Origin of the sequence: Paenibacillus camerounensis (assembly GCF_000723885.1) — a bacterium.
GTDB lineage: Bacteria > Bacillota > Bacilli > Paenibacillales > Paenibacillaceae > Paenibacillus_AQ > Paenibacillus_AQ camerounensis.
In genome coordinates, this window is sequence record NZ_CCDG010000024.1 from 151789 (window position 1) to 172235 (window position 20447).

The following is a 20447-nucleotide window of genomic DNA, read 5'->3' on the forward strand; positions in this document are numbered from 1 at the left end:
ACTCTATATATAGATCCACCCTTCGGGTGGATTTCTTCCTGCGATTACAACAGGTTAAGCTGGATAATGCCGGAGGGCCCGGGGGGATTATCCTGACATCCGCCCAAGCGCAATATCCGCGAATGCATATGATGATTATGCCTAAACAATTGGAAGGAGCGATCACATATGGGATTTTTTCCAGCGCCGGGACCCGGCGGAGGGTTTCCGGGATTTCCGGGGGGACCAGGATTTCCGGGAGGACCGGGAGGACCAGGAGGACCAGGAGGACCAGGACCAGGACCAGGACCAGGACCAGGTGGGCCGGGCGGTGCACCGGGAGGCGTTCAGCCGCCAACGGCTCCGCCGCCGCAATTCGTACCGCAAATGTCCGCTACCGCATATGCCGTTGATCCCGGCGGGATCAGACGCTGCATGTTCCGCAACACCTATGTCTGGATGAATAACGGCGAGCAATTCTGGTTTTATCCGGTATTTGTAGGGCGTAATTCTATTGCGGGCTTCAGATGGTATGGATTCTTCTGGGGATATTTCGGCGTTGATCTGAACCGGATCAGCTCGTTCACCTGCTTCTAAGACGGATCAGCGAAAGAGAACAGTCTCAGCGGGCTGTTCTTTTTGCTGAGTGATTATTCCTGTTTTTTGGCACAAGATAAACATGGTATAATTTGGAATGATGGATTATGGCTCCTATCGTTCATATCCGGGGCCGGGAATGGAGGAATATTCATGGTATGGCCGACTCATATTGTTGCTGTCAGCGGGATTGTGGAGAATGAAGAGGGGCACATTCTGCTGGTGAAGACTTATCATGGTGGCTGGGTATGCCCGGGAGGACAGGTAGAAACCGGTGAGAATCTAATGGATGCTCTTATCCGGGAAATAAAAGAGGAAAGCGGAATAGATGTAACCGTCTCGCAGCTATACGGGGTAGTCTCGAATACAGGTGTACATAAATGGTATGACGGCGTGACTGCAGTCCCCACGAAAGTGATGCTGGACTTTATCTGTAAGCCTGTTGGCGGGGAGCTATGCACCTCCGATGAGACATCAGACTGCCGCTGGGTCGCTAAGGAACAGGTGCTTGAGCTGATTACAGCCCCGGCTATCCGTGCGCGGTATCAGGCTTATCTCGATTTTGACGGGAAAACACAGTATCTGGACTATGTGACTAAACCTGATTTTGAAGTGAAATTAAGCAGAACTATATAATTCGGGTGTAACAATATTGTTGTCATGACAGGTATTACCGGGTAATAGGTATTAATAGGACATTCAAAACAGGCTGGACCACCAGTGGCGGCCGGGGAAACGGAGGGGAAGATAATGGGGATGCAGATCGTAGCCGGTATCAGTTCGGTGCAGGTGATAATGGCCTACGGCGGAACACAGAGCGAGGTCAGTTCCATGGAGAAGCAGCGAGACCGGCTGATGATGGAGCTGGAAAGGATGAACGCGCCGGGCGGTGCAGATACGGTTAACCGCCGTGAGCAGCTGCAGCGGCAAATCCGGCTGATAGAGGTACAGCTCGCGCACAAAGTCGGGAGCACTGCATCAGCTGATATGATCTCCTCCCCCGCACAGAACGTGAGCACAATCGGGCGCACGGAATGGAAGGGAGGCCTCCGGGGGATCGGGATGACGGACCCGCGGACGGCAACAGTAGACCCGGATGGCCATTTTAATGCCTTAATTTAGATGACATACAACAGGTGCGAAAGCGTCCGGACGGTAATAAGCCGGATGCTCGCACCTGTTGTATGTCCTGCTCCATCTCCATCTCCATAGAACCCTTAACCCGCGCCAAACATTCGGCACAATAGAACAGCAGGATTCCGGCCAGATTGAAGACACTTCCAAGCGGTAATTCTTCGCCTATCCTGCTGAGCAGGTATGTAGGGCTGATGTCTCCCGGCGTTACAAGTGGTTTGTGTCTTCTAACATAAGAGCTGCCGTTCTTTTTGTCAAACCTCCGGCAGGCCTGGGCAGTTCTCACCTGACCGTCAGGCTTAATGGCCGGGAAGCCCGGTGTCTTCAATCTTCTGCAGCGATTTGGCGTACACTATTCCAACCGCTACAGCAAGGCAGGTCAGGCAAGCGGCAAAAATATACAGCCTGACGATGCCAAACGTTTCTGCCGCCCAGGCCATCCCCAGCAGGGAGATACAAAAGAACAGGTGGAGTACTGTCGCCTGTGCGGATAATACCTTCGGCAGCTGCTCACTGTCTACGCTGTGCTGGACAAGGGTGCGGCGGGTTACGATACTCAGCTCGGCAAAAGGCCCCATCAGGAGGACCAGCACAAGGGCAAGGATAAGGTTCGTATTGACCGCGTACAGGAAAGTAAGCAGGCCGTAACCGGCCATGCCGATCAGCATAAAGCGCAGCAGTCTGCTGCCGATCCGGCGTACAGCCGAAATGACCAGCAGTCCTCCGCCGATGGTGCCGGCAAAATAAGCAGCGTTAATGAATCCCCACCATTGTTCGCCCTGTCCCAGAGCCTGCTGGACAAAAATAAGCGTGAACGCACCAACCCAGACCGAGCCTCCAAGCATGTCGATTGCATCTATAGCGGTAAGGGCTCTTAGTGCCGGGGTGCGCCAGATGATTTTCCAGCCTTCACTCAGCACCGACCATCCCGAGCTCCGGGGAAGATTGCCTTCACTGCCGGCGGCACTCGGTTCCGGAGCTGTATTCCCGGATTCCGGCTCCCTGATCTGCAGGGTGAACAGGGCAGCCAGGGCGTAGATTACACCAGTTAGCAGGAGTGTGGAGGAGGTTCCGATCCAGATGATAATCAGGCCGCTGAGACCCCAGCCGGCGAACTGGACAACCTGGTCGCTGACGGATAACAGGCCGTTGGCCCGCAGCAATCCTTCACGCGATGCGGTAAGCCTCGGGACGAGTGCATTGCGCGCAGGAACCGTCCAGCCGTCCAGGAAGGACATTGCAAAGATCAGCAGGAACACAATGAGCAGTGAAGCATTGCCGCCCTGAATGCCGAGATAGGCTGCCATCACGGCAAAGAATACGAACTGCCCGGACTGCGACAGCAGGAGCAGGCGGGACAGCTTAAACCGTTCGATCAGCAGCGGGGCGAGCAGGCCGCTGATCATCTGCGAGAGTGAGCGGAACAGAGGGACCAGCGTCGCTGAGATCAGGCTGCCGGTATGGTCCAGTACCAGCACAGTTAGAGCCATAATATAGAGGACATCGGCAGCATTTGCCGCAGATTGAGTGCCCCATAAGTAGTAAAAGGATTTGCTGAGCCCAATCTTATTCATTACATTAAAGTCTCCATTATCCCGGATATGATTTGGTATAATTAAGCAAATACGGCAGAAATGCCGGCAATGATCTTCCTGTAATAGGATGGTTCATGCGGAACAAAGGAGCTGATCCCCGCTTCTTCGTCAATCGGTATACGGAGCGTACCTTCCATACGGAAGCCCCGGACCCGTATGGAGCTGCTGCCGCCTTCCCATAGACTGGTAAAGTCTGTAAAGCTGGCGGTAACGAGGCCGGCGACCTCTTCGGGCTGCAGGTTAAAGGCCTCCATCGGTAAGGCCGTTTCAAGTATAAAGACGTTAGCACGTTCACGGTCAAGGAAGCCCGCTGTATTCATGGTATATGGAATAATGCCCAGCGGATGCAGCGCCGCAAAGGGGACTGAAATCCCAAGCTCCTCTTCAAGCTCGCGGATGCCGTCCTGCGGGGTTTCATGGGTGAGCAGATGTCCTGCGGCTGTGATGTCCAGCAAGCCGGCATAATCCCGTTTCTGCCGGCTGCGCAGCTGGAGCCAGATGGATATTCCCCCGTCTGGTTCCCGGCTCACCAGCCAGCAGTGAAAGGTCTCATGCCACAGTCCGAGCCGGTGCACGTCATTGCGGGGCGCAGAACCGGTTATATTTCCGTCTTCATCAAATGTAGTGAGCCATTCATCGTTCATGGGTGTTCCCCTTTTGTTATGTAGTTATGGAGCAGCCGTGATTAAGATTACTTGGAGGGTGTTTGGTTAAGTAATGTAGACAGCCCTGCTGTCCATCGGCTAAATATAACATAGCCTTTGATTCGCGGGCAATGCTTTGCCTTTTCAATAATAATAAGGAGGTATGTTAGTGAATACGCTATTAAACTCCCGTCTTAGCAAGCTGATTCTTGCTTCTGCCATTATATTCTCCGGATTTTTTGCCAGTAGTGCCGCTACGAGGGTCTATGCAGATTCCCCGGTCACTTCAACCGCTATTTATAAGGCTTACCTGGATGTGGATATCGTTGCGGCAGCCGAGAAAAGCGGACTGAACCGCACAGTAGCCGACTATCTGGCTTCATCAGGCAATGCGCTGGATGTAAAGGCGGCAGCTATTAATGCCTTGTATTCAGACCTGGCCTGGTCGGACAGGGAGCATGCAGAGGAATATTCGCAGCTGGTGTACGGTAAATCCACTGCTGCACTGGATAAGTCTGCTCTGAGTGCCCAGCAGCTGTTTGTTATCGGATATTTGAAGGTGCTGGATCATTATCTGGACCCGGATATCACCTGGATAACTGCAGCACAGAAGGCATTGCCGGGCAGCCAGACGGTCGCCTTGATCCATGCATTGGCAGCTTCACAGCAAAATATGGACTGCAGCTGGGTTATCACGGAACCGGTGCTTAATGATGCGGAGCTGACCAAGGATTTGAGGCAGGGTGCGGTGGATATTATTACGGATTACATGGTGCTGTACAAGGGGAGCCCATGCCAGCAGTCAGGAGAGGAGCCGGCTGTAGACAGACTGGTAAATGATATTTTGCAGGATGGGGTTGTCCTATCCATTGGTCAATCAGCGGTGCTGGTTAAAGGCAATGCGGCAGCAATAGACAGTGCGAACTCAAGTGTGGTGCCGTATATCCGCAACAATACAACAATGGTCCCGCTGAAATTTATTTCTGATAAGTTCGGTGCCCGCATCGAGGTCAATACGAACAAGCTGGAGGCCGCTGTGGTATATCTGAATCAGAAGACGGTTGTCCCGAAGGTTGAGATCAGAAACGGGCGGACCTTTGTCCCGCTTAGGGCTGTAATGGATATTTTTAAAAAGCAGACCTATTACAACAAGGGATTAATCATCATCACAGCCAATATAGCATTGGACGCGCAGAACCCGTTGAACCAGCAGGCGGCAGAGCTGATCAGGAAAGAATTGTTGTCTCTTAAATAACGCCGGGCCCATTATGTTGCAGAAATGCTCAAGCGGGCTGATAGTTACTTTGCAAAAAAAGCACCCGCATGCCTGTGGCATGCGGGTGCAAGTGTATGTGATAAAGCTCCTTCATTCGGAGGAATGAAGAGATATTATCTAGCTAACCATCCGCCGTCTACAGCCAGTACGTGGCCGTTCAGGTAGTCGGAAGCAGCAGATGCCAGGAATACAGCAGGGCCCTTAACATCTTCAGCAGTTCCCCAACGTCCTGCAGGGATACGGTCAAGGATTGAATCGGAACGGCTCTGGTCGGCACGGATTGGTGCAGTGTTCTCAGTAGCCATGTAGCCTGGAGCGATAGCGTTAACGTTCAGGCCGAATTGAGCCCACTCGTTAGCGAATGCCTTAGTCAGACCGGCAACAGCATGCTTACTTGCAGTGTAACCAGGAACGTTGATACCGCCCTGGTAGGACAGCATGGAGCAGATGTTGATGATTTTTCCTGTGCCTCTTTCAATGAAGTGACGGCCGGCGATCTGGGACAGCAGGAACACAGTGTTCTGGTTAAGGTTAATTACGTCGAACCAGTCTTTTTCACTGTGGTCTTTGGCTGGAGTACGGCGGATCATACCTGCACAGTTAACAAGAATGTCAACGTGGCCGGTCAGTTCCAGTGCCTGATCGAAAGCGCCCTGCAGCTTGCTGTGATCGCTCAGGTCAGCTTCGATGCTAAGTGCTTTTACGCCGTAAGCTTCTGCAGCTTTTACGGATTCTTCACTGCTGTTCAGGGAGATGGAGACAACATCTGCGCCTGCCTCAGCGAACGCAAGCAGAATGCCTTGTCCAAGACCTTGTGCTGCTCCGGTTACGATTGCTGTTTTGCCTGCAAGACTGAATAGTGATGACATAATAATATTCGCTCCTTTTAATGTGCTGTTATTTAGATTACCCGACTTCAATATTGATGCCTGCACTCCGGAAATGCTCTGCCGTTTCAGGCGGAAGACCGCTGTCTGTAAGCAGCACATCGACTTCACGGAGGGAAGCGAAGGTGCGCAGTGCAGTCTGCCCGAATTTGTGATGATCACAGGCAGCGAATACCTTGCGGGCGGTGGATACCAGCGCCTGCTTGAAGTCAATCAAATCACCGGTGTAGATAGACAGTCCGTGCTCGATGTGCACGGCTGTAGCCGACAGGAAAGCTTTCTGTATGTTTAGCTTTTGGACGTAGGCGACGGCTTCAGGGCCGGCCAGCATGTTGCGGACACGGTAACCCCCGGGAACGACAAGACGGATGTTTTCTTTTGGAACGAGCTCGCTGATGATGTACACATCATTGGTAACAACCGTCAGGGACATATTGTCCAGCCGCCGGGCAATTTCCAGCGTCGTGCTTCCGCCGTCCAGGGCAATGATGTCGTCCTTCTCGATATGGGTAATAGCGCGCAGGGCAATCTCCGTTTTGTCGTCGGCATATTTATCCAGCGGATTCTTGAGCGGGAGGATGCCGAACTGATCGCTTTGGGCCAGCACAGCACCGCCGTGTACCCGTATTATCAGCCCTTGTTCCTCCAGCTTGCTGAGGTCCTCGCGAATCGTTTTGCCGCTAACCTGGAGTTTGTCACTAAGCTCATTTACCGTAACATCCTTCTGATTCAGCATAACTTCCATAATCATCTCGTGCCGCCGTATCGGGTTCATCCGCCTGCCTCGTCTTTCCGAAATTGGTTATGTTCTATTTCAGTTCTTTCATGCCTACAGGGTCCATGTCATCGTAGCGCTTGTTATCTCCGGCCATGCTCCAGATGAAGGTATAGTTGTGTGTACCTACACCGCTGTGGATGGACCAGCTTGGAGAAATAACAGCCTGCTCATTGTGCATAACGATATGGCGGGTTTCGTTTGGTTCACCCATCAGGTGGAACGCAATCGAATCGTCCGGCAGATCGAAGTAGAAGTAGGCTTCCATCCGGCGCGGGTGAGTGTGGGATGGCATTGTATTCCACATGCTGCCCGGCTTCAGCTGGGTCATACCCATAACAAGCTGAGCGCTCTGTACGCCGTTGGCATGGATGAAGCGGTGAATTGTACGCTCGTTGGAATTTTCCAGTCCGCCGAGTGCGCCGGATTCGGATTCTTCCAGTGTAGTCTTAGTAGTAGGGTAGGATTGGTGTGCAGGAGCAGAGTTCAGATAGAATTTGGCTGGCTTGGCGCTGTCAGCGCTTTTGAAGACAACATCCTGGACGCCTTGTCCTACATACAGACATTCTTTGTAATCGATCTCATAGTCAGTACCGTCAACAACGACAGTTCCCTTGCCCCCGACATTGATAATGCCCAGCTCGCGGCGCTCCAGGAAGTAAGTAACCCCAAGCTCCTTAAGATCAGTTGTAAGTACAACATCCTGGTTTACCGGATTAGCTCCGCCGACGATCATGCGGTCTTCGTGGGTCAGGACAAGCTTCAGTTCATCCGGAGCAAAAATAACCGGGATATGGAACTCTTTGCGCAAGCGCTCTGTGTCAAACTGCTTCACTTCATTCGGATGCGATGCAAAACGTCTTTCCATTTCGTATTCATTCCCCTTCACTAACGTATTTTCGTTCGTATAGGTACAATTTAATCCATTTACGTTCATTTGGCAAGAGATAATCTTTTTTAGTGCGTGTATTTTAGTTTATTTGTTGGTTTTTGTGATTGCTAAATGAACGGAAAGCGTGCACAATAGGATGGAAATAATACCCTGGGAGGGGAAAAGATGACGGCTCAATTACATTATAAATTAGACAATCCCTATGCATATAGACAGCGGGAGATTATCCGAAATGCGGCATCTGAGGCGCTGGAGCTGCCGCTGCAGGACAGCGGCCTGTGGTTTCATGACGATGTACGCAACAACTTCTATTATGCATGCTATCTTTTCGCGGCTGCTGTAGATGATGAAATGCTTCCGGAATCTGATAGAGAGCCGGCCAGGCAAAAAGCGGAGGCAGTGCTGCTGGAAACCGTGCTGCTGCAAAACCGGCAGCCTGAAACACACCTGTACGGCCACTGGCCGCTCGGGCTGGGTCTGCTGCCCCGTGAAGCCGCTCCGCATGAGCTGCCTGTGGAGATTATGGGCAGTCTGCTGGTCTGGTTCTGCAAATACTATAAAAGCCAGCTGAGTGCGGCGCTTAGAGTGGCTGTACATACGGCTACCGGACATATTTACCGCAGCGGTTTTTTCCGTAAAGAAGTTGTGCATTACGGACATCACGAAGCCAAGTATACAGCCGCCAAGCTGATCTTCGGTCAGGTGTTTGAGGATGAGGAGCTGCGGCAGGACGGGCTTGCCGGCCTTAAGCAGACGCTGGATTACATTAAGAACCATGGCATGCCTGAATACGGCAGCCTGCCATGGTTCTGGCACTGGGTGCAGGCGTTCACCTGTGCCTGGGAGCTGGAGGAGGACAGTGCAGTAAGAGCAGCGCTAAGCGAGATGCTTGACCATCTGTGGCATGAGCGTGCTGCGTTCTATCTGCGCGGAGCATGGGTTGGCGCGCACTCCCGCGGCTGGCCGCATGATGTGCCGGCAGACCGCAACGTGCTGCATGATTATGTGCAGTTCGGGAATTTCCCGCTTAGCCGCAGTATGCCGCGTACAGAGTACGCCGGATTCCTGTTCTATGAAGCTCCGGCACAGGCAAGGGAGCGGGCGCTGGACCGCCGTAACCCTATTGAAGTACAGAAGCTTACACAAAAGGTGGTTCCCGGAGATGCTCAGCCGCAGCCGCACTTGCATTCATACGCTTATATTACAGAAGAATACGCTGCAGGCGGCCTATGGGAAAGAGTGGAGGAGTTTGATAATGAACAGCTCCGCTGGGCTTATTCTCTGCCGGTCAGCGCGGAAGGTGACGTTAACCGGCTGTTTTTCTTCCATCCGGGCGAGGGCTACCGTGCAGGCGATCCCCGCCACCAGAGTCCATATATGGAAGTGCTGTACTATAAGGGGACAGTATTGTCATTGTTCCCTGTGCCTGAAGGAACGGATAATCCGATTGTCGGTGTGCTTCCGGAAGGGGAGTGGCAGCAGCAGGAACAGGCTGTGTACGGCCTGGTGAAGGATGTCTATTTTGCCGTCTGGCTGTCGCATGCGTATCAGCTGGTGAGCCGCGAAGGTTATCTGGAGGTAACGGCGTCAGTTGAGCCCGGCGCTGTGGCGGTTGAAGCCGTTACGGCAAAGGAAGCCGCAGCTGCAGGATTGTACAGCCTCACGGAGTTCGCCGACGCTATGTCAGCACGCAAGCCTGCATTTACTGTGGGGGCCGGTGGAGCGGAAGCCGCACTCCTATTAGCACACACTACCTTTACCGGTGACTTGCTGCGGCTTGAAGCAGGCACAGATCATGGCACTGTTGCTGCAGTTAACGGCAGTCCGGTTAGCTTCGGGGAGTATAAGGTATAGTATCCGCAGCTCACTTGATAACGTGCTGTGCAGCTGGTATTCTTTTCGGTAGGATAGCCTGGATATCATATAATGAGTATGGTCCGGCTGCATCAGTTGGATTTTCTCCATCTGATTTCCGAATCTCGTGACTTTTAGGACGTTTAGCTGGAAAAAGGATACTTAATTCGGGTCGTAAGGCTCTTTTTGGAGTAAGTAAGCGAATTTAAGATGCCTATTTCCACCTAATGCCGTTATTGCCGGAAGTTCTTTATGATTTAGGTTGCAATATTCCACTTAACCTACACAGCGATTCTGTAAGATGGGGCAATTTCACTGAGACTGGAGGTATGGGTATGATTGCCAAGCTGCAAAAGGTGCATGCCGGCACCACAGCAACCTTTGAGCGCCATTACAAGCATTCCGCGGAGCAGGTCTGGGCATATCTGACCGATAACGAGCTGCTGCCCAAGTGGTTTCCTGAGCTTCGTTCCGGGGAACTGCGAACAGGCGGAAGTATGACGTTTGATATGGGAGACGGCACCTTTGAGTTTATGGAAATCTCCGATTATGTACCGGCCTCTGTGCTGGAATATGCCTGGGGTGCAGATAAGGTGCGCTTTGAGCTTGATGAGGTGCCCGGTGGCAGCCGTCTGCTGCTTATCGAAACAATCGGCACCTTCACTGACCGTACCCCCAAAGATCTCGCCGGCTGGCATGTCTGTCTGGAAGTTATAGCGGCTCTGCTGGACGGAAATGTGCCGGTTAACCGTAAGCTTGCTTGGGAAGAGCAGTACAGGAAGTATTCAGTGCTGGTAGAGCAGTATCACAATAGCTGAACATTTATAAGCTGCCCGTTTGGGTGGCTTTTTTTGCGCTTTTCAAGGGAAAGGGTCTAACTGGTGACACTCTTTGGAGAGCGAGATCTCTAATGAAATACTGAAAACCCATGTAAATATATACATTTCACATATATGTAATAAAATACATAAAAACCATCTGTACAATTCCAAAAATTTACTTATAGTGAAGATTAGATTGGTTACTGCGAAAAATTCATTATTGCAGCAATCTGCATATTGCCTGGTAAAGGGGAGATGCGATGATTATATAAATACATCCATCAGTAGAAATAGCCAAGAACGACAGTGTAATGCAATAGCTGCAACTGGTTCTGAAAAAATATATTATTATGGAGGTAAATGTTAACGTGAAAATAAAAAAGAGATTTTCTTTCACTGCATGTATTGCGCTCTCAGCTATGCTCGCCTTTGGCGGCCTGCAATGGGGTATCCCGTCGGTCCATGCGGCAAGCCTCTTCAGTGAAGACTTTGAGTCCGGAAGCGCCGGTAACTGGACTAGTACGACGGGAACCTGGTCTGTTGTACAGGACGGCGGCTCATATGTATATTATCAATCCGGGAGCTCAGAGGGGCGCACCTCGGCTGGAAGCAGCGCCTGGACTGATTACAGCGTAAAGGCTGACGTGAAAATCGATAATTTCAACGGCAACAACCGTACGTATGTGTGCGGCCGGTACCAGGACGGGAACAATTATTATGCCGCTTCCATATCCAACTCAAACGGAGGCACATTGGAGATCCGCAAGAAATCGGGCGGCGAGAGCACTACACTGACATCGAAAACCGGCTTCGCCATCACCACCGGAACTGTGTATAACATCCGGCTTGAATTGAGCGGAGACTCAATCAGCATGTATGTAAATAATGTGCTGCAATTAAATGCACACGATAACATTATTGCATCCGGCGGAGTTGGACTGATTGCATACAAGACGGCAGCCAAGTTCGATAACGTTATTGTAAGCGATACCACGGCTGTCCCTACTTCCACACCAGACACATCAGCAGCACCTACGCCTACTGCAACTCCTGCAGCAACAGCGACTGCGGCTCCTACAATTACCCCGACTGCTGCCCCGACTGCAACTCCGGTCTCCGGTGCGCTTTATGTTGCGGCTAACGGTGCGGCAGGCAATGCAGGTACCATTGGAAGTCCGACTACGCTGCAGTCTGCATTGACCCGGGTTGCTGCAGGCGGCACGATTTACTTACGCGGCGGTACGTATTTCTTCTCTTCGCCGGTAACCATCGAGCGTGACAACAGCGGCACCTCCGGCGCCCGCAAGAGCATTGTTGCCTATGGCAGTGAAAAGCCGGTTTTTGATTTCTCTGCACAAGCCTTTGCATCCACTGAGCGGGGATTACAGATCTTCGGCCATTACTGGCATGTGAAGGGTCTGGAAGTAAAAGGAGCCGGAGACAACGGCATCTTTATCGGCGGCAACTACAACATTATTGAGAATGTGGAGACGCACCATAACCGGGATTCCGGCCTGCAGATCAGCCGTTATGCCTCTTCTGCCTCCAGCATGAGCGACTGGCCGAGCTATAATCAGATTATAGGTGTATACTCCCATGATAATTTTGACCCGGACAACGGGGAGGATGCAGACGGATTTGCCGCGAAGCTGACTATCGGTCCCGGCAATGTATTCGATAGATGTATTGCAGCCTGGAATACAGATGACGGCTGGGATCTGTACACCAAGACGGATACCGGCCCGATCGGCGTCGTAACCATTAAGAACAGTATTGCTTATAAGAACGGCCAAACTTCCGATGGCAATTCAACTTCCAATAGTGACGGCAACGGCTTCAAATTGGGCGGGGAATCCATTTCCGTGAACCATATTGTGACGAACAGCATTGCCTTCCAGAACAAAAAGCACGGGTTCACCTATAACAGTAACCCCGGCTCCATCAAAATGACCAACAATACGTCATGGAGCAATGGCGGAAGCAACTATGCTTTTGATGCAGGCACCCATGTCTTCACGAATAACCTGAGCTTTGCCGGAGCATCAAGCGACAAGACTAGCGGAACGGATGTTTCCAGCACCAATGTATGGTGGAAGAATAAAGCCAGCACCAATGCCAAAGGACTTGTGGTCAGCAGTGCTGATTTCGTGAGCCTGACTCCTGCGGTTGTAAGGAATGCGGACGGCTCGTTCAACCTTGGCAATTTCCTGAAACTGGCCACTGGCAGTGATCTGATTGGGTCCGGGACCCCAAGCGGCACTAATATCGGCGCCACGATTCAATAGTTATAGAATAAATTTATGTTTCTGGAGCAGGAAGGAACCGGAGCTGTCCGGTTCTTTTTTGCTATGCGGTTTAATGCCGGGCATGTACATGTTATACTATTCAGGAGCATTCATCGGATGGTATGATCGTATTTTTCAGGATGGCTTATTGGAGGAATAGCGTGGCAAAAGCGAAGGTGGCCAAACGGCCGACAAGAGATGAATTTGTGCTGGAGGAGCTTGGCAACCAGCTGACTGAAGCGATGCAGGAGGAGTCTGTAATCCTGCTCACCGTATGGGGCAAGGAAGATGAGGTGCGCGGGCAGATTACCGGTATGGATTCACGGACCGGCAAGGTGCATGTAAGCTCTAATGAGGAGCTGCTCAAGGTCCCTTTCATGGATATTATGGCTGTTAATTATCCGCGCGATTAGATAGCCGGGACGGCGCAGTCTAATGGCGGTACAATAACTGAACCCTTGGGATACCCAAGGGTTTTTGTTATGCCCGGACAACTGCTCCTTTCAGGTACCAGTCAGACGCATTTCTATAAAGCACTTTGTCAGCGAGCTCCTCACCCAGTGCGTCGTAAATAAGCTCAATATCTGAAGCGCGGTAAGGGCGGCGTGCCCTGGTGGAGGGGAGATCAGTCCCGAACATTAACGCATCCGGATTAACGGCAGCGATTGCACGCAGCGCCTGCGGCACATCAAGCTCGGTACGGCCGAAGCCGGTGGCTTTTACACGGACTCCCGTATCGACGAGGGCAAGAAGGTGGTGAAACCCGGTCTGTGACAAGCCTAAATGATCTACTGATACAGCTGGAAGGGCAGCCAGCACCGGGGCGATGTCAGGCAGATTCACAGAGTCAATGTAGAGCTCCGTATGCCAACCGGCTATTTCGTGGACTCTCCTGGCCACGTAATCAAGCTGAGACAAGTCTTCCGAGCCGCCGCGCCTGACGTTGAACCGGACAGCCCTTACGCCATAACCGTGCAGCCTAAGCAGCTCTTCGTCAGTAGTATCATGGGGCAGCTGAGTTACGCCGACAAAGCCGGGACCCAGTGACTGCAGGGCGTCTGTTAAATAAGTCTGGTCAAACCCCTGAAAGGACCCGGAGACAACCGCGCCGCCGATCAGCTGGAGCTCCCGGACAGTGTCCAGATAATGCCGGCAGGTAAAAGGGTCAGGCAGATAGCCTTGATTCTCGATCAGCGGAAAACGGGGGTCAATGATATGCATATGGGCATCAAACGCAGTGCGCATGTAATCTCCTTCCTTCAAGCGGGAATAGAATGCGTGTATAATAGCTTTTAATACATAAACGGGCTGGAAAGGTTGGAGCAGGATGCAGATCAGCAAAACCAATGCACTGCGCATGCTGGATGCCAAGGGCATCCGCTATGAGGTGCATCTATACGATAATGAGGATGGGGCTATTCACGGAACCGCAGTGGCTGAGAAAATCGGGCTTGACCCGGATACTGTGTTTAAGACCCTGGTGGCGCACGGCGGACCCAACCTGTATGTGTTCGTCATTCCGGTAGGCGAAGAGCTGGATTTGAAAAGTGCGGCCAAAGCCTCCGGTGAAAAGAAAATCGAGATGCTGCCGCTGAAGGATCTGCTGAAATGGACTGGGTATGTAAGGGGCGGCTGTTCTCCGGTCGGGATGAAAAAGCTGTATCCGACCTTTATTGAGGAGACCGCACAGCTGCACCACACCATTGCAGTCAGCGCAGGCAAAATCGGCATGCAGATGGAGCTTGATCCGCAGGAGCTGGCCGGGATGACCGGCGCCGTGTTCTGCGGGCTGGTGAAATAAGCTGCCGGCTACAGAAAGCAGTGGCTGGGGTTTCCCCCTGGACCACTGCTTTTACTTGACCGGGGCTAAGCATGTCTACAGCCCGGCTGCGAGCAGGCCGAGGTATTCCTTCATTGCAATACCGGTAGACTGCATGGCACCGGGCGAAGGGAACAGCTTGGATAGGTAGAAGGAGCCGCCTTGGCTGACGGTATAATCACTCGGGTAAGCCTGCGGAGTCAACCCGGACTTACGGAATTCCTCCATACCCCGCGCGATATGGAAGCCGGAGGTGACCAGCACCGGCCGGCTGAGCCCGTGCTCCTTCATCAGCGCTGCGGTAAACTCAGCGTTCTGTCCGGTATTGAGCGACTGGTTCTCGGTCAGAATATCCTCTGCCGGTATCCCGAGGCCAATCAGCTGGCGCTTGGCGATATCCGCTTCATTGCCGCTGTCGGTGTATACCTGGCCTCCGGTGAAGAGCAGCGGCAGTCCGGTCTCCCTGTACAGCCGCGCTGCTGTCAGCAGCCGGTTGGCTGCAGCGCCGTACAGATTGCCCTCGCCGTCCATATCCGGCGTGCCGCTCGTCGCTCCGCCGCCCAGGACAACAATAACATCACCTTCAATCCGGGACGGCTGTGCGTATTTACGTTCCAGGCCGCCCATCAGCAGCTCTGCCGTCAGCGGGGTCATGGACAGGTACAGGAGCACTGTTATAATGAGCAGCATCAAGGCCGGACGGCGGTTCTTGCGCCATATCCGGATTGCAGCCGCAGTGAACAGCAGGACGAACAGGCCCGGCGGCAGAACGAAGCTGTAGAGGAATTTGATGAAATAGATCAGGTGGAAAACCGCCTTTCCTTTTTTGTACAAGTATACAAGCTGTACAAGGTTTGTGCCATGCCTCAGCGGAAATCCAGGAAGGCCCTTCAGCGGCAGCACGCTTAAAAAACTGCGGTTTTCCATTAAAAAGCTGCATCTGCCGGACCGTGCTTCTATGGTACAGTAGTGGTGGGGAAATCCCGGAAACGGCTGCATGACATATACACGGAGGGACAAGAATGAACAGAAGCATACGTGTTGTATTGGCCGATGATGAGCCGGTTATTCTGCGTGGTCTCAAAAAGCTGATTGCCTGGGAGTCGCTCGGTCTTGAAATTGTCGGGGAAGCCAGTGACGGGATCGAGTTAAAGGCGCTGATTGACAGCGCAGCTCCCGATTTGATTATTAGTGACATTAGTATGCCGGGATTTTCAGGCATTGATATTATACGCGGCATTCATGAATCCGGGCGTTCAATCAAGGTAGTGTTCATCAGCGCATACCAGGAATTCACCTACGCCCGGCAGGCCCTGCAGTACGGGGCGCTGGATTACCTGATTAAGCCGGTCAACACCGGCCAGCTGGAGCAGGCGGCAGGCAAGGCGGCGGCACTGATCCGCCAGGAGTCGGAGGAGGAGCGGAACAAGGAGATGCTCAAATCCTACGAACGTAAAAATGTCACCGGCACGATCGAAGAGCTGCTGGAGCAGCTGACGGACGGGAATAAAGGGGCAGCCGCTGCCCTGGCCCGGATCGGGAACACGTCGATAACCAGATATGCTACGGTATGTGCGGTTGAGACCGATGAATACAGCAGCGGCTCTTCACGCTGGGAGGAGCATGAGCGCAAGCTGGTGGAGTTTGCTCTGTCGAATATCATAAAGGAAACGGTGGAAAGCGGCGGCGGCTATGTATTCCGCAAAGGGGAGCGGCTCTGCATTCTCCTTCAGCATGAGCAGCCGGACATGCCGCAGGAGCTGATGGAGGATCTGCACCAGAAGGTCAACAGCTATCTTAAGCTGCAGGTGACCATTGGGGTCGGACGGCCCGCCGGCGGGATTGAGGAGGCGGATGAATCGTACCGCAGCGCTTTGAAAGCGCTCAAAGCGAAGTATTTCTCCGGACTGAACCGGGTGATCGCTGATGATAGCGGGGCTCAGGCCGCCTATGATCTGTCATCGACCGCCGGGCTTGCAGAAGTTCAGCTGGCGCTGCTAGAAGCGCTGAAGATGCTTGAGAAGGAGGAATGCATGCTGCGCGCCGGAGAGCTGCTGGCCGCGGTAGCGCGGATCTCCGCCGGCAGCCCGGCTCAGGCGGTAACGCATCTTTACAATACGGTGGTGCAGCTTGAGCAGGAGCTTGCCGAATACAGTGCAGATGCCGCGGCCCAGCACGGACCCAGTCCGCTGCTGCTGGAGCAGTTCACCGCCGCTCCGACCTATGCTGCTCTGGGTACTGCTTTCTGCACTGCGGTGCAGCAGCTGTTCGGGCAGCTGGCCGGCCGGCTGAGCGGCAAGGAAATGCCCCAGCTGCTGCAAGTGAAAGCCTATGTAGAAGAGCATTACGCTGAGAATATTACGCTGGAGTCAATGGCGGCCATGCTGTATATGAACCCGTATTATTTCAGCAGCTTTTTTAAGAAGCATACCGGCCAGAACTTCAAGCACTATTTAACAGAGGTCCGGATGAACCACGCCCGCAGGCTGCTGCTCCAGAGCAGCCTCATGATCTATGAGATTGCCGAGCAGGTCGGCTATAACAATGCCCGCCACTTCAGCGATATGTTCAAGAAGAAATTCGGCAAGCTGCCGCAGGAGTACAAGCAGTCCTGGAAGCCGTGACTGCTTACACCTGTTAATGATAAGGAGGAATAACCGTGCTGAACCGGGGGCGGAGAAGCAGCAGCATCTTTGTCAAATTTTCGGCGTCTTTTCTGCTGGTGGGGCTAATTCCGCTGCTGGCGCTCAGTTTTTTTTCCGTGCAGACCTTCTCCGGCTATGTGGAGCGCTACACGACCAGTAATTTGCAGCAGATGGTGCTGTATATGAGCTATAATCTGAATTCTGCGTTTAACCAATACAATGAAATATCCAAGCTGATGTATACCGGACGATATGACGGATATATCGACAGCTACAGCCGCAACCAGACGGCAAACGTCAATGACCAGGGGCAGATCAATGCGATCCCGATTGACAGCTTCCTCAAAACGCTGCTGTTCAGCGACTCTTATATAACCGGAGTGCAGTTTGTGCGCAGCGCGGACGGCAGAGTCTACTCGCAGCAGAAGGAGAACCGCTCGCTGGTAGCAGATACATTCGCCCGGCCGGAATGGCTGGCGGCTATGGCTGCCGATCCGGCCAAGGCGGCGGTGTTCCCGGCACATACGGACGATTATTTTTTTGATTCCCGCAAAACGGTGTTCACGATCGGGCGTACCCTGATTGATACCTCGGGCCGGGTTACGCGTGAGCCCAAGGTTGTAGGCACCCTGTTTCTGGACATCGACACTTCGCTGTTCCGGCAGTTTAGCGAGGAGCTGAGTCTCGGACCCAAGGATGAGCTGTATCTGCTTGACGGTGAGAACAGAGTGTATTTCAGCAATCAGGACGCGGCTCCGGGCACGGTGGTGAAACCCATACTTGACGACGAGGAGCGGATTACACTCAGTCAGGACATCCCTTTTCTGGAGGGGAAGGTTATCGCCCGGATTCACCGCGGCAGCCTGTTTGAGCAGCTGCTGTCGGCCAGGACCACCGTATATATCGCCATTGCCATCTGCGCAGTCGTAATGATTGTGATGGGGGCGTGGTTCTCCCGCCGTCTGGCTGCACCCATCCGGGAGCTGATCAGGCAGATGACCGTTGTGGAGTCCGGCAACCTGGACACTCAGCTTACAGTGAACAGCAATGATGAGATGGGCAGGCTGGCCCATGGCTTTAACCGGATGGTGGAGCGCCTCCGAATCTATATCGAAGAAGCCTATGTGGCCCAGATTAAGCAGAAGCAGACCGAGCTGAATGCGCTGAAGAGTCAGATCAGGCCCCATTATCTGTACAACACGCTTGAAGTTATCCGGATGAATGCGGTGGACAAGGAGGCAGGGGAAGTAGGAGATATGATTCTTGCCCTCTCCGATCAGCTGAAATATGTCATTGACTACGGGGAGGACCGCGTCAGCCTGGGCAGCGAGCTTGCGCATCTGCATAATTATTTCTATATTATCTCCGTACGCTATGAGAACCGTTATACATTGCAGCAGGATATTCCGCCGGAGATTGATCTGAACTGGCCGGTGCTGAAGCTGTCACTGCAGCCCATTGTCGAGAATGCCGTGCAGCACGGCCTGCGCCAGAAGGGCAGGGGGACCGTCGGTATCACGGTAGAGCGGAGAGCGGACAGGCTTGCGGTAACCGTATATGATGACGGAATCGGCATGAGCCGGGAGACCCTGTCGCAGATTCAGCGGAACCTGGAGGACCCGGGTGCCCCGAGCAAAAATGTCGGGCTGAAAAATGTCCATGAGCGCATCCGTACAAGCTTCGGGGAAGAGTACGGCCTTACAGTCAGCAGCCGGGAGCATATCGGAACCTCTGTTACCCTGCTGTTTCCCGTACTTGAACAAGGAGCGTAGTCTACTGTGAGGGAGCGCAAGCGATGTATGTACAAGAATAGCAGAATTCAGACAACAGCCGGTATGCTACTTATTGCGGCCCTCCTTGTATCCTGCAGCAGCCGTTCACAGGACAATGTCGGCGAAGAGGTACTGAAGCTGCAGCCGGTTAGCTTTTCCATTGCTTATGCAGCCGGGGATATGGCGACCACCCAGGCGCTGAAGGCGGTCATTGCCGCTTATATGCAGACACATCCCCATGTGACGATTAAAGATACCAGCGAAATTTCCTCCAGTGCCTATCTTGACTGGCTGAAAATAAAGGATGCGGTCGGTGAGTTTCCCGATCTGCTGGAGATGCGTGATACCGAGGCCTTTGCCGCTGCAGGTAAAATCGCCCCGCTCCCGCCGGAGCTGGTAGAGCTGCTGGACCAGCCGGTACAGGTATTCGGCCAGGTGTGGAACGCTCCGCTGTACGAAACCCCGCCGCAAGGCATCATTTACAGTAAAAAGGCTTATGCGGCAGCCGGAATTACCAGGCTTCCCGCAACGTATGAGGAATTTTTGGCGGTACAAGAGAAGCTTGAGGCCTCCGGGATTACGCCGCTGGTGGCCGGGGGCAAGGATCTTTTTCACCTGGGCTTCTGGATCAACAAATTCTGGATTGATGATGTCTATGCGGAGGACCCGGACTGGAATGCCCGTAAAACAGCCGGAGCGGCGAGCTTTACCGATGCCGGGGTGCTTCAGGCGGTGAGTGATTTCAAAACGTTATTCACCCGGTATGTGGAGCCGGGCTGGCAGAACATCGGCGACAACCAGACGGTCTCGTATCTCGTTACCGGCAAGGCGGCGCAGCTCTATTCGGGGCCTTGGATGTTTTCTCCGATTGAAGCCGCTGATCCGGCCTTTGAATTCGGGTTCTATGCGGTGCCGGACCGGAAAGGGCAGGTGAATGTGACCGGACTCCCTTCGCTCGCGGGCTGGTCCCTCTCGGCAGAAGCCGCCTGTGATCCGGTGAAGAGCGCGGCGATCACTGATTTTTTGCAGTTCTTTTTCGAGCCGGACCAGTACAGCCGGTTTCTGTCAGCCATTAACGGCATTCCGGCGACCAAAGCCAAGGCGGCTTATCCGGCAAGCGAGGCAATGAATGAAGTGCTGCGCATCCTGCGTGATCCGCAGACGGTGAAATCCAGGATGATGAACAACTGGTGGGGGGCAAATACCCTGCCCCAGCAATTCCGCAACTGGTATTATAAGCTGCTGGAGGAGCTGGTTGTTACGGACGGCGATGTGCTCAGCGCAATGCAGGAGGCGGACCGGGAATATGACCGGCAGGCTCTGGAAGAAGGCTTGGGGAAATAGCACGGCATAAGGGGAGATCTGCGGATCTCCTTTTTGAATATATTACGCCAGAATTTATATGTTTTACGCTATCCATAATCCTTAGATTTCTCGCAGGAACGGTTGCCGCCTTCTCTGAAGGACGGCAT

18 protein-coding genes and 1 pseudogene are annotated in these 20447 nt (G+C 53.1%); 12 read left to right on the forward strand and 7 right to left on the reverse strand.

What is annotated here, in order from left to right:
• Nucleotides 1-168: 168 nt before the first annotated feature.
• From BN3772_RS31025 to BN3772_RS10580, 3 genes are all read left to right on the forward strand, one after another.
• Nucleotides 169-576: a hypothetical protein gene (locus BN3772_RS31025; protein ID WP_042199301.1), complete on the forward strand. Its 408-nt coding sequence runs from the start codon at nucleotides 169-171 to the stop codon at nucleotides 574-576.
• 153 nt (nucleotides 577-729) lie between these two features.
• Nucleotides 730-1212, forward strand: a complete 483-nt coding sequence (locus tag BN3772_RS10575; protein WP_042199303.1) for an NUDIX hydrolase — start codon at nucleotides 730-732, stop codon at nucleotides 1210-1212.
• 114 nt (nucleotides 1213-1326) lie between these two features.
• Nucleotides 1327-1698 (forward strand): hypothetical protein, encoded by a 372-nt coding sequence (locus BN3772_RS10580; protein WP_042199304.1) that lies wholly within the window; start codon nucleotides 1327-1329, stop codon nucleotides 1696-1698.
• A gap of 311 nt (nucleotides 1699-2009) precedes the next feature.
• Here the strand turns inward: BN3772_RS10580 and BN3772_RS10585 are convergent, their stop codons facing one another.
• Both BN3772_RS10585 and BN3772_RS10590 read right to left on the reverse strand, forming a co-directional pair.
• Nucleotides 2010-3284 (reverse strand): MFS transporter, encoded by a 1275-nt coding sequence (locus BN3772_RS10585; protein WP_042199305.1) that lies wholly within the window; start codon nucleotides 3282-3284, stop codon nucleotides 2010-2012.
• A gap of 41 nt (nucleotides 3285-3325) precedes the next feature.
• On the reverse strand, nucleotides 3326-3949 hold the full coding sequence (locus BN3772_RS10590; RefSeq protein ID WP_042199306.1) for an NUDIX hydrolase: 624 nt from the start codon (nucleotides 3947-3949) through the stop codon (nucleotides 3326-3328).
• Between the two features lie 169 nt (nucleotides 3950-4118).
• Here BN3772_RS10590 and BN3772_RS10595 point away from each other — a divergent pair, with 169 nt between their 5' ends.
• A complete protein-coding gene (locus BN3772_RS10595; RefSeq protein WP_052380454.1) occupies nucleotides 4119-5204 on the forward strand; it encodes a stalk domain-containing protein in 1086 nt (361 codons plus the stop codon).
• 134 nt (nucleotides 5205-5338) lie between these two features.
• On the opposite strand, the gene kduD is transcribed toward BN3772_RS10595, so the two are convergent.
• Genes kduD through kduI form a run of 3 tightly spaced genes read right to left on the reverse strand, consistent with a single transcriptional unit; the run spans nucleotide 5339 to nucleotide 7755 of the window.
• Complete coding sequence (kduD, locus tag BN3772_RS10600; RefSeq protein WP_039874009.1) at nucleotides 5339-6094, reverse strand: 2-dehydro-3-deoxy-D-gluconate 5-dehydrogenase KduD; 756 nt, start codon at nucleotides 6092-6094, stop codon at nucleotides 5339-5341.
• A gap of 37 nt (nucleotides 6095-6131) precedes the next feature.
• Nucleotides 6132-6887, reverse strand: coding sequence for a DeoR/GlpR family DNA-binding transcription regulator (locus tag BN3772_RS10605; protein WP_042199308.1), 756 nt, complete (start codon nucleotides 6885-6887; stop codon nucleotides 6132-6134).
• Between the two features lie 34 nt (nucleotides 6888-6921).
• On the reverse strand, nucleotides 6922-7755 hold the full coding sequence (kduI, locus tag BN3772_RS10610; RefSeq protein WP_042199309.1) for a 5-dehydro-4-deoxy-D-glucuronate isomerase: 834 nt from the start codon (nucleotides 7753-7755) through the stop codon (nucleotides 6922-6924).
• A gap of 189 nt (nucleotides 7756-7944) precedes the next feature.
• Here kduI and BN3772_RS10615 point away from each other — a divergent pair, with 189 nt between their 5' ends.
• The 4 genes and pseudogenes from BN3772_RS10615 to BN3772_RS10630 all read left to right on the forward strand — a co-directional run bounded on the left by BN3772_RS10615 (nucleotide 7945) and on the right by BN3772_RS10630 (nucleotide 13152).
• The gene (locus tag BN3772_RS10615) at nucleotides 7945-9633 is read left to right on the forward strand and encodes a hypothetical protein (protein ID WP_042199310.1); all 1689 of its coding nucleotides are present in this window, start codon (nucleotides 7945-7947) and stop codon (nucleotides 9631-9633) included.
• Nucleotides 9634-9968: 335 nt separating this feature from the next.
• Nucleotides 9969-10451: an SRPBCC family protein gene (locus BN3772_RS10620; RefSeq protein WP_042199311.1), complete on the forward strand. Its 483-nt coding sequence runs from the start codon at nucleotides 9969-9971 to the stop codon at nucleotides 10449-10451.
• A 1121-nt stretch (nucleotides 10452-11572) separates the two neighbouring features.
• A pseudogene (locus BN3772_RS10625) lies at nucleotides 11573-12739 on the forward strand (right-handed parallel beta-helix repeat-containing protein); the annotation flags it as partial.
• A gap of 140 nt (nucleotides 12740-12879) precedes the next feature.
• A complete protein-coding gene (locus BN3772_RS10630) occupies nucleotides 12880-13152 on the forward strand; it encodes a YolD-like family protein (RefSeq protein ID WP_280114384.1) in 273 nt (90 codons plus the stop codon).
• Nucleotides 13153-13219: 67 nt separating this feature from the next.
• Here the strand turns inward: BN3772_RS10630 and BN3772_RS10635 are convergent, their stop codons facing one another.
• On the reverse strand, nucleotides 13220-13984 hold the full coding sequence (locus tag BN3772_RS10635; RefSeq protein ID WP_042199314.1) for an amidohydrolase family protein: 765 nt from the start codon (nucleotides 13982-13984) through the stop codon (nucleotides 13220-13222).
• Between the two features lie 82 nt (nucleotides 13985-14066).
• Here BN3772_RS10635 and ybaK point away from each other — a divergent pair, with 82 nt between their 5' ends.
• The gene (gene ybaK, locus BN3772_RS10640) at nucleotides 14067-14540 is read left to right on the forward strand and encodes a Cys-tRNA(Pro) deacylase (protein WP_042199316.1); all 474 of its coding nucleotides are present in this window, start codon (nucleotides 14067-14069) and stop codon (nucleotides 14538-14540) included.
• A 75-nt stretch (nucleotides 14541-14615) separates the two neighbouring features.
• Here the strand turns inward: ybaK and BN3772_RS10645 are convergent, their stop codons facing one another.
• Nucleotides 14616-15362, reverse strand: coding sequence for a YdcF family protein (locus tag BN3772_RS10645; protein ID WP_042199340.1), 747 nt, complete (start codon nucleotides 15360-15362; stop codon nucleotides 14616-14618).
• A 218-nt stretch (nucleotides 15363-15580) separates the two neighbouring features.
• Between BN3772_RS10645 and BN3772_RS10650 the strand changes: the two genes are divergently transcribed.
• From BN3772_RS10650 to BN3772_RS10660, 3 genes are read left to right on the forward strand one after another with little or no spacing between them, the layout of a single operon-like run.
• The gene (locus tag BN3772_RS10650; protein WP_042199317.1) at nucleotides 15581-17182 is read left to right on the forward strand and encodes a response regulator; all 1602 of its coding nucleotides are present in this window, start codon (nucleotides 15581-15583) and stop codon (nucleotides 17180-17182) included.
• 35 nt (nucleotides 17183-17217) lie between these two features.
• On the forward strand, nucleotides 17218-18975 hold the full coding sequence (locus tag BN3772_RS10655) for a cache domain-containing sensor histidine kinase (RefSeq protein ID WP_086074503.1): 1758 nt from the start codon (nucleotides 17218-17220) through the stop codon (nucleotides 18973-18975).
• 27 nt (nucleotides 18976-19002) lie between these two features.
• Nucleotides 19003-20319, forward strand: coding sequence for an ABC transporter substrate-binding protein (locus BN3772_RS10660; protein ID WP_042199319.1), 1317 nt, complete (start codon nucleotides 19003-19005; stop codon nucleotides 20317-20319).
• Nucleotides 20320-20447: the final 128 nt, after the last annotated feature.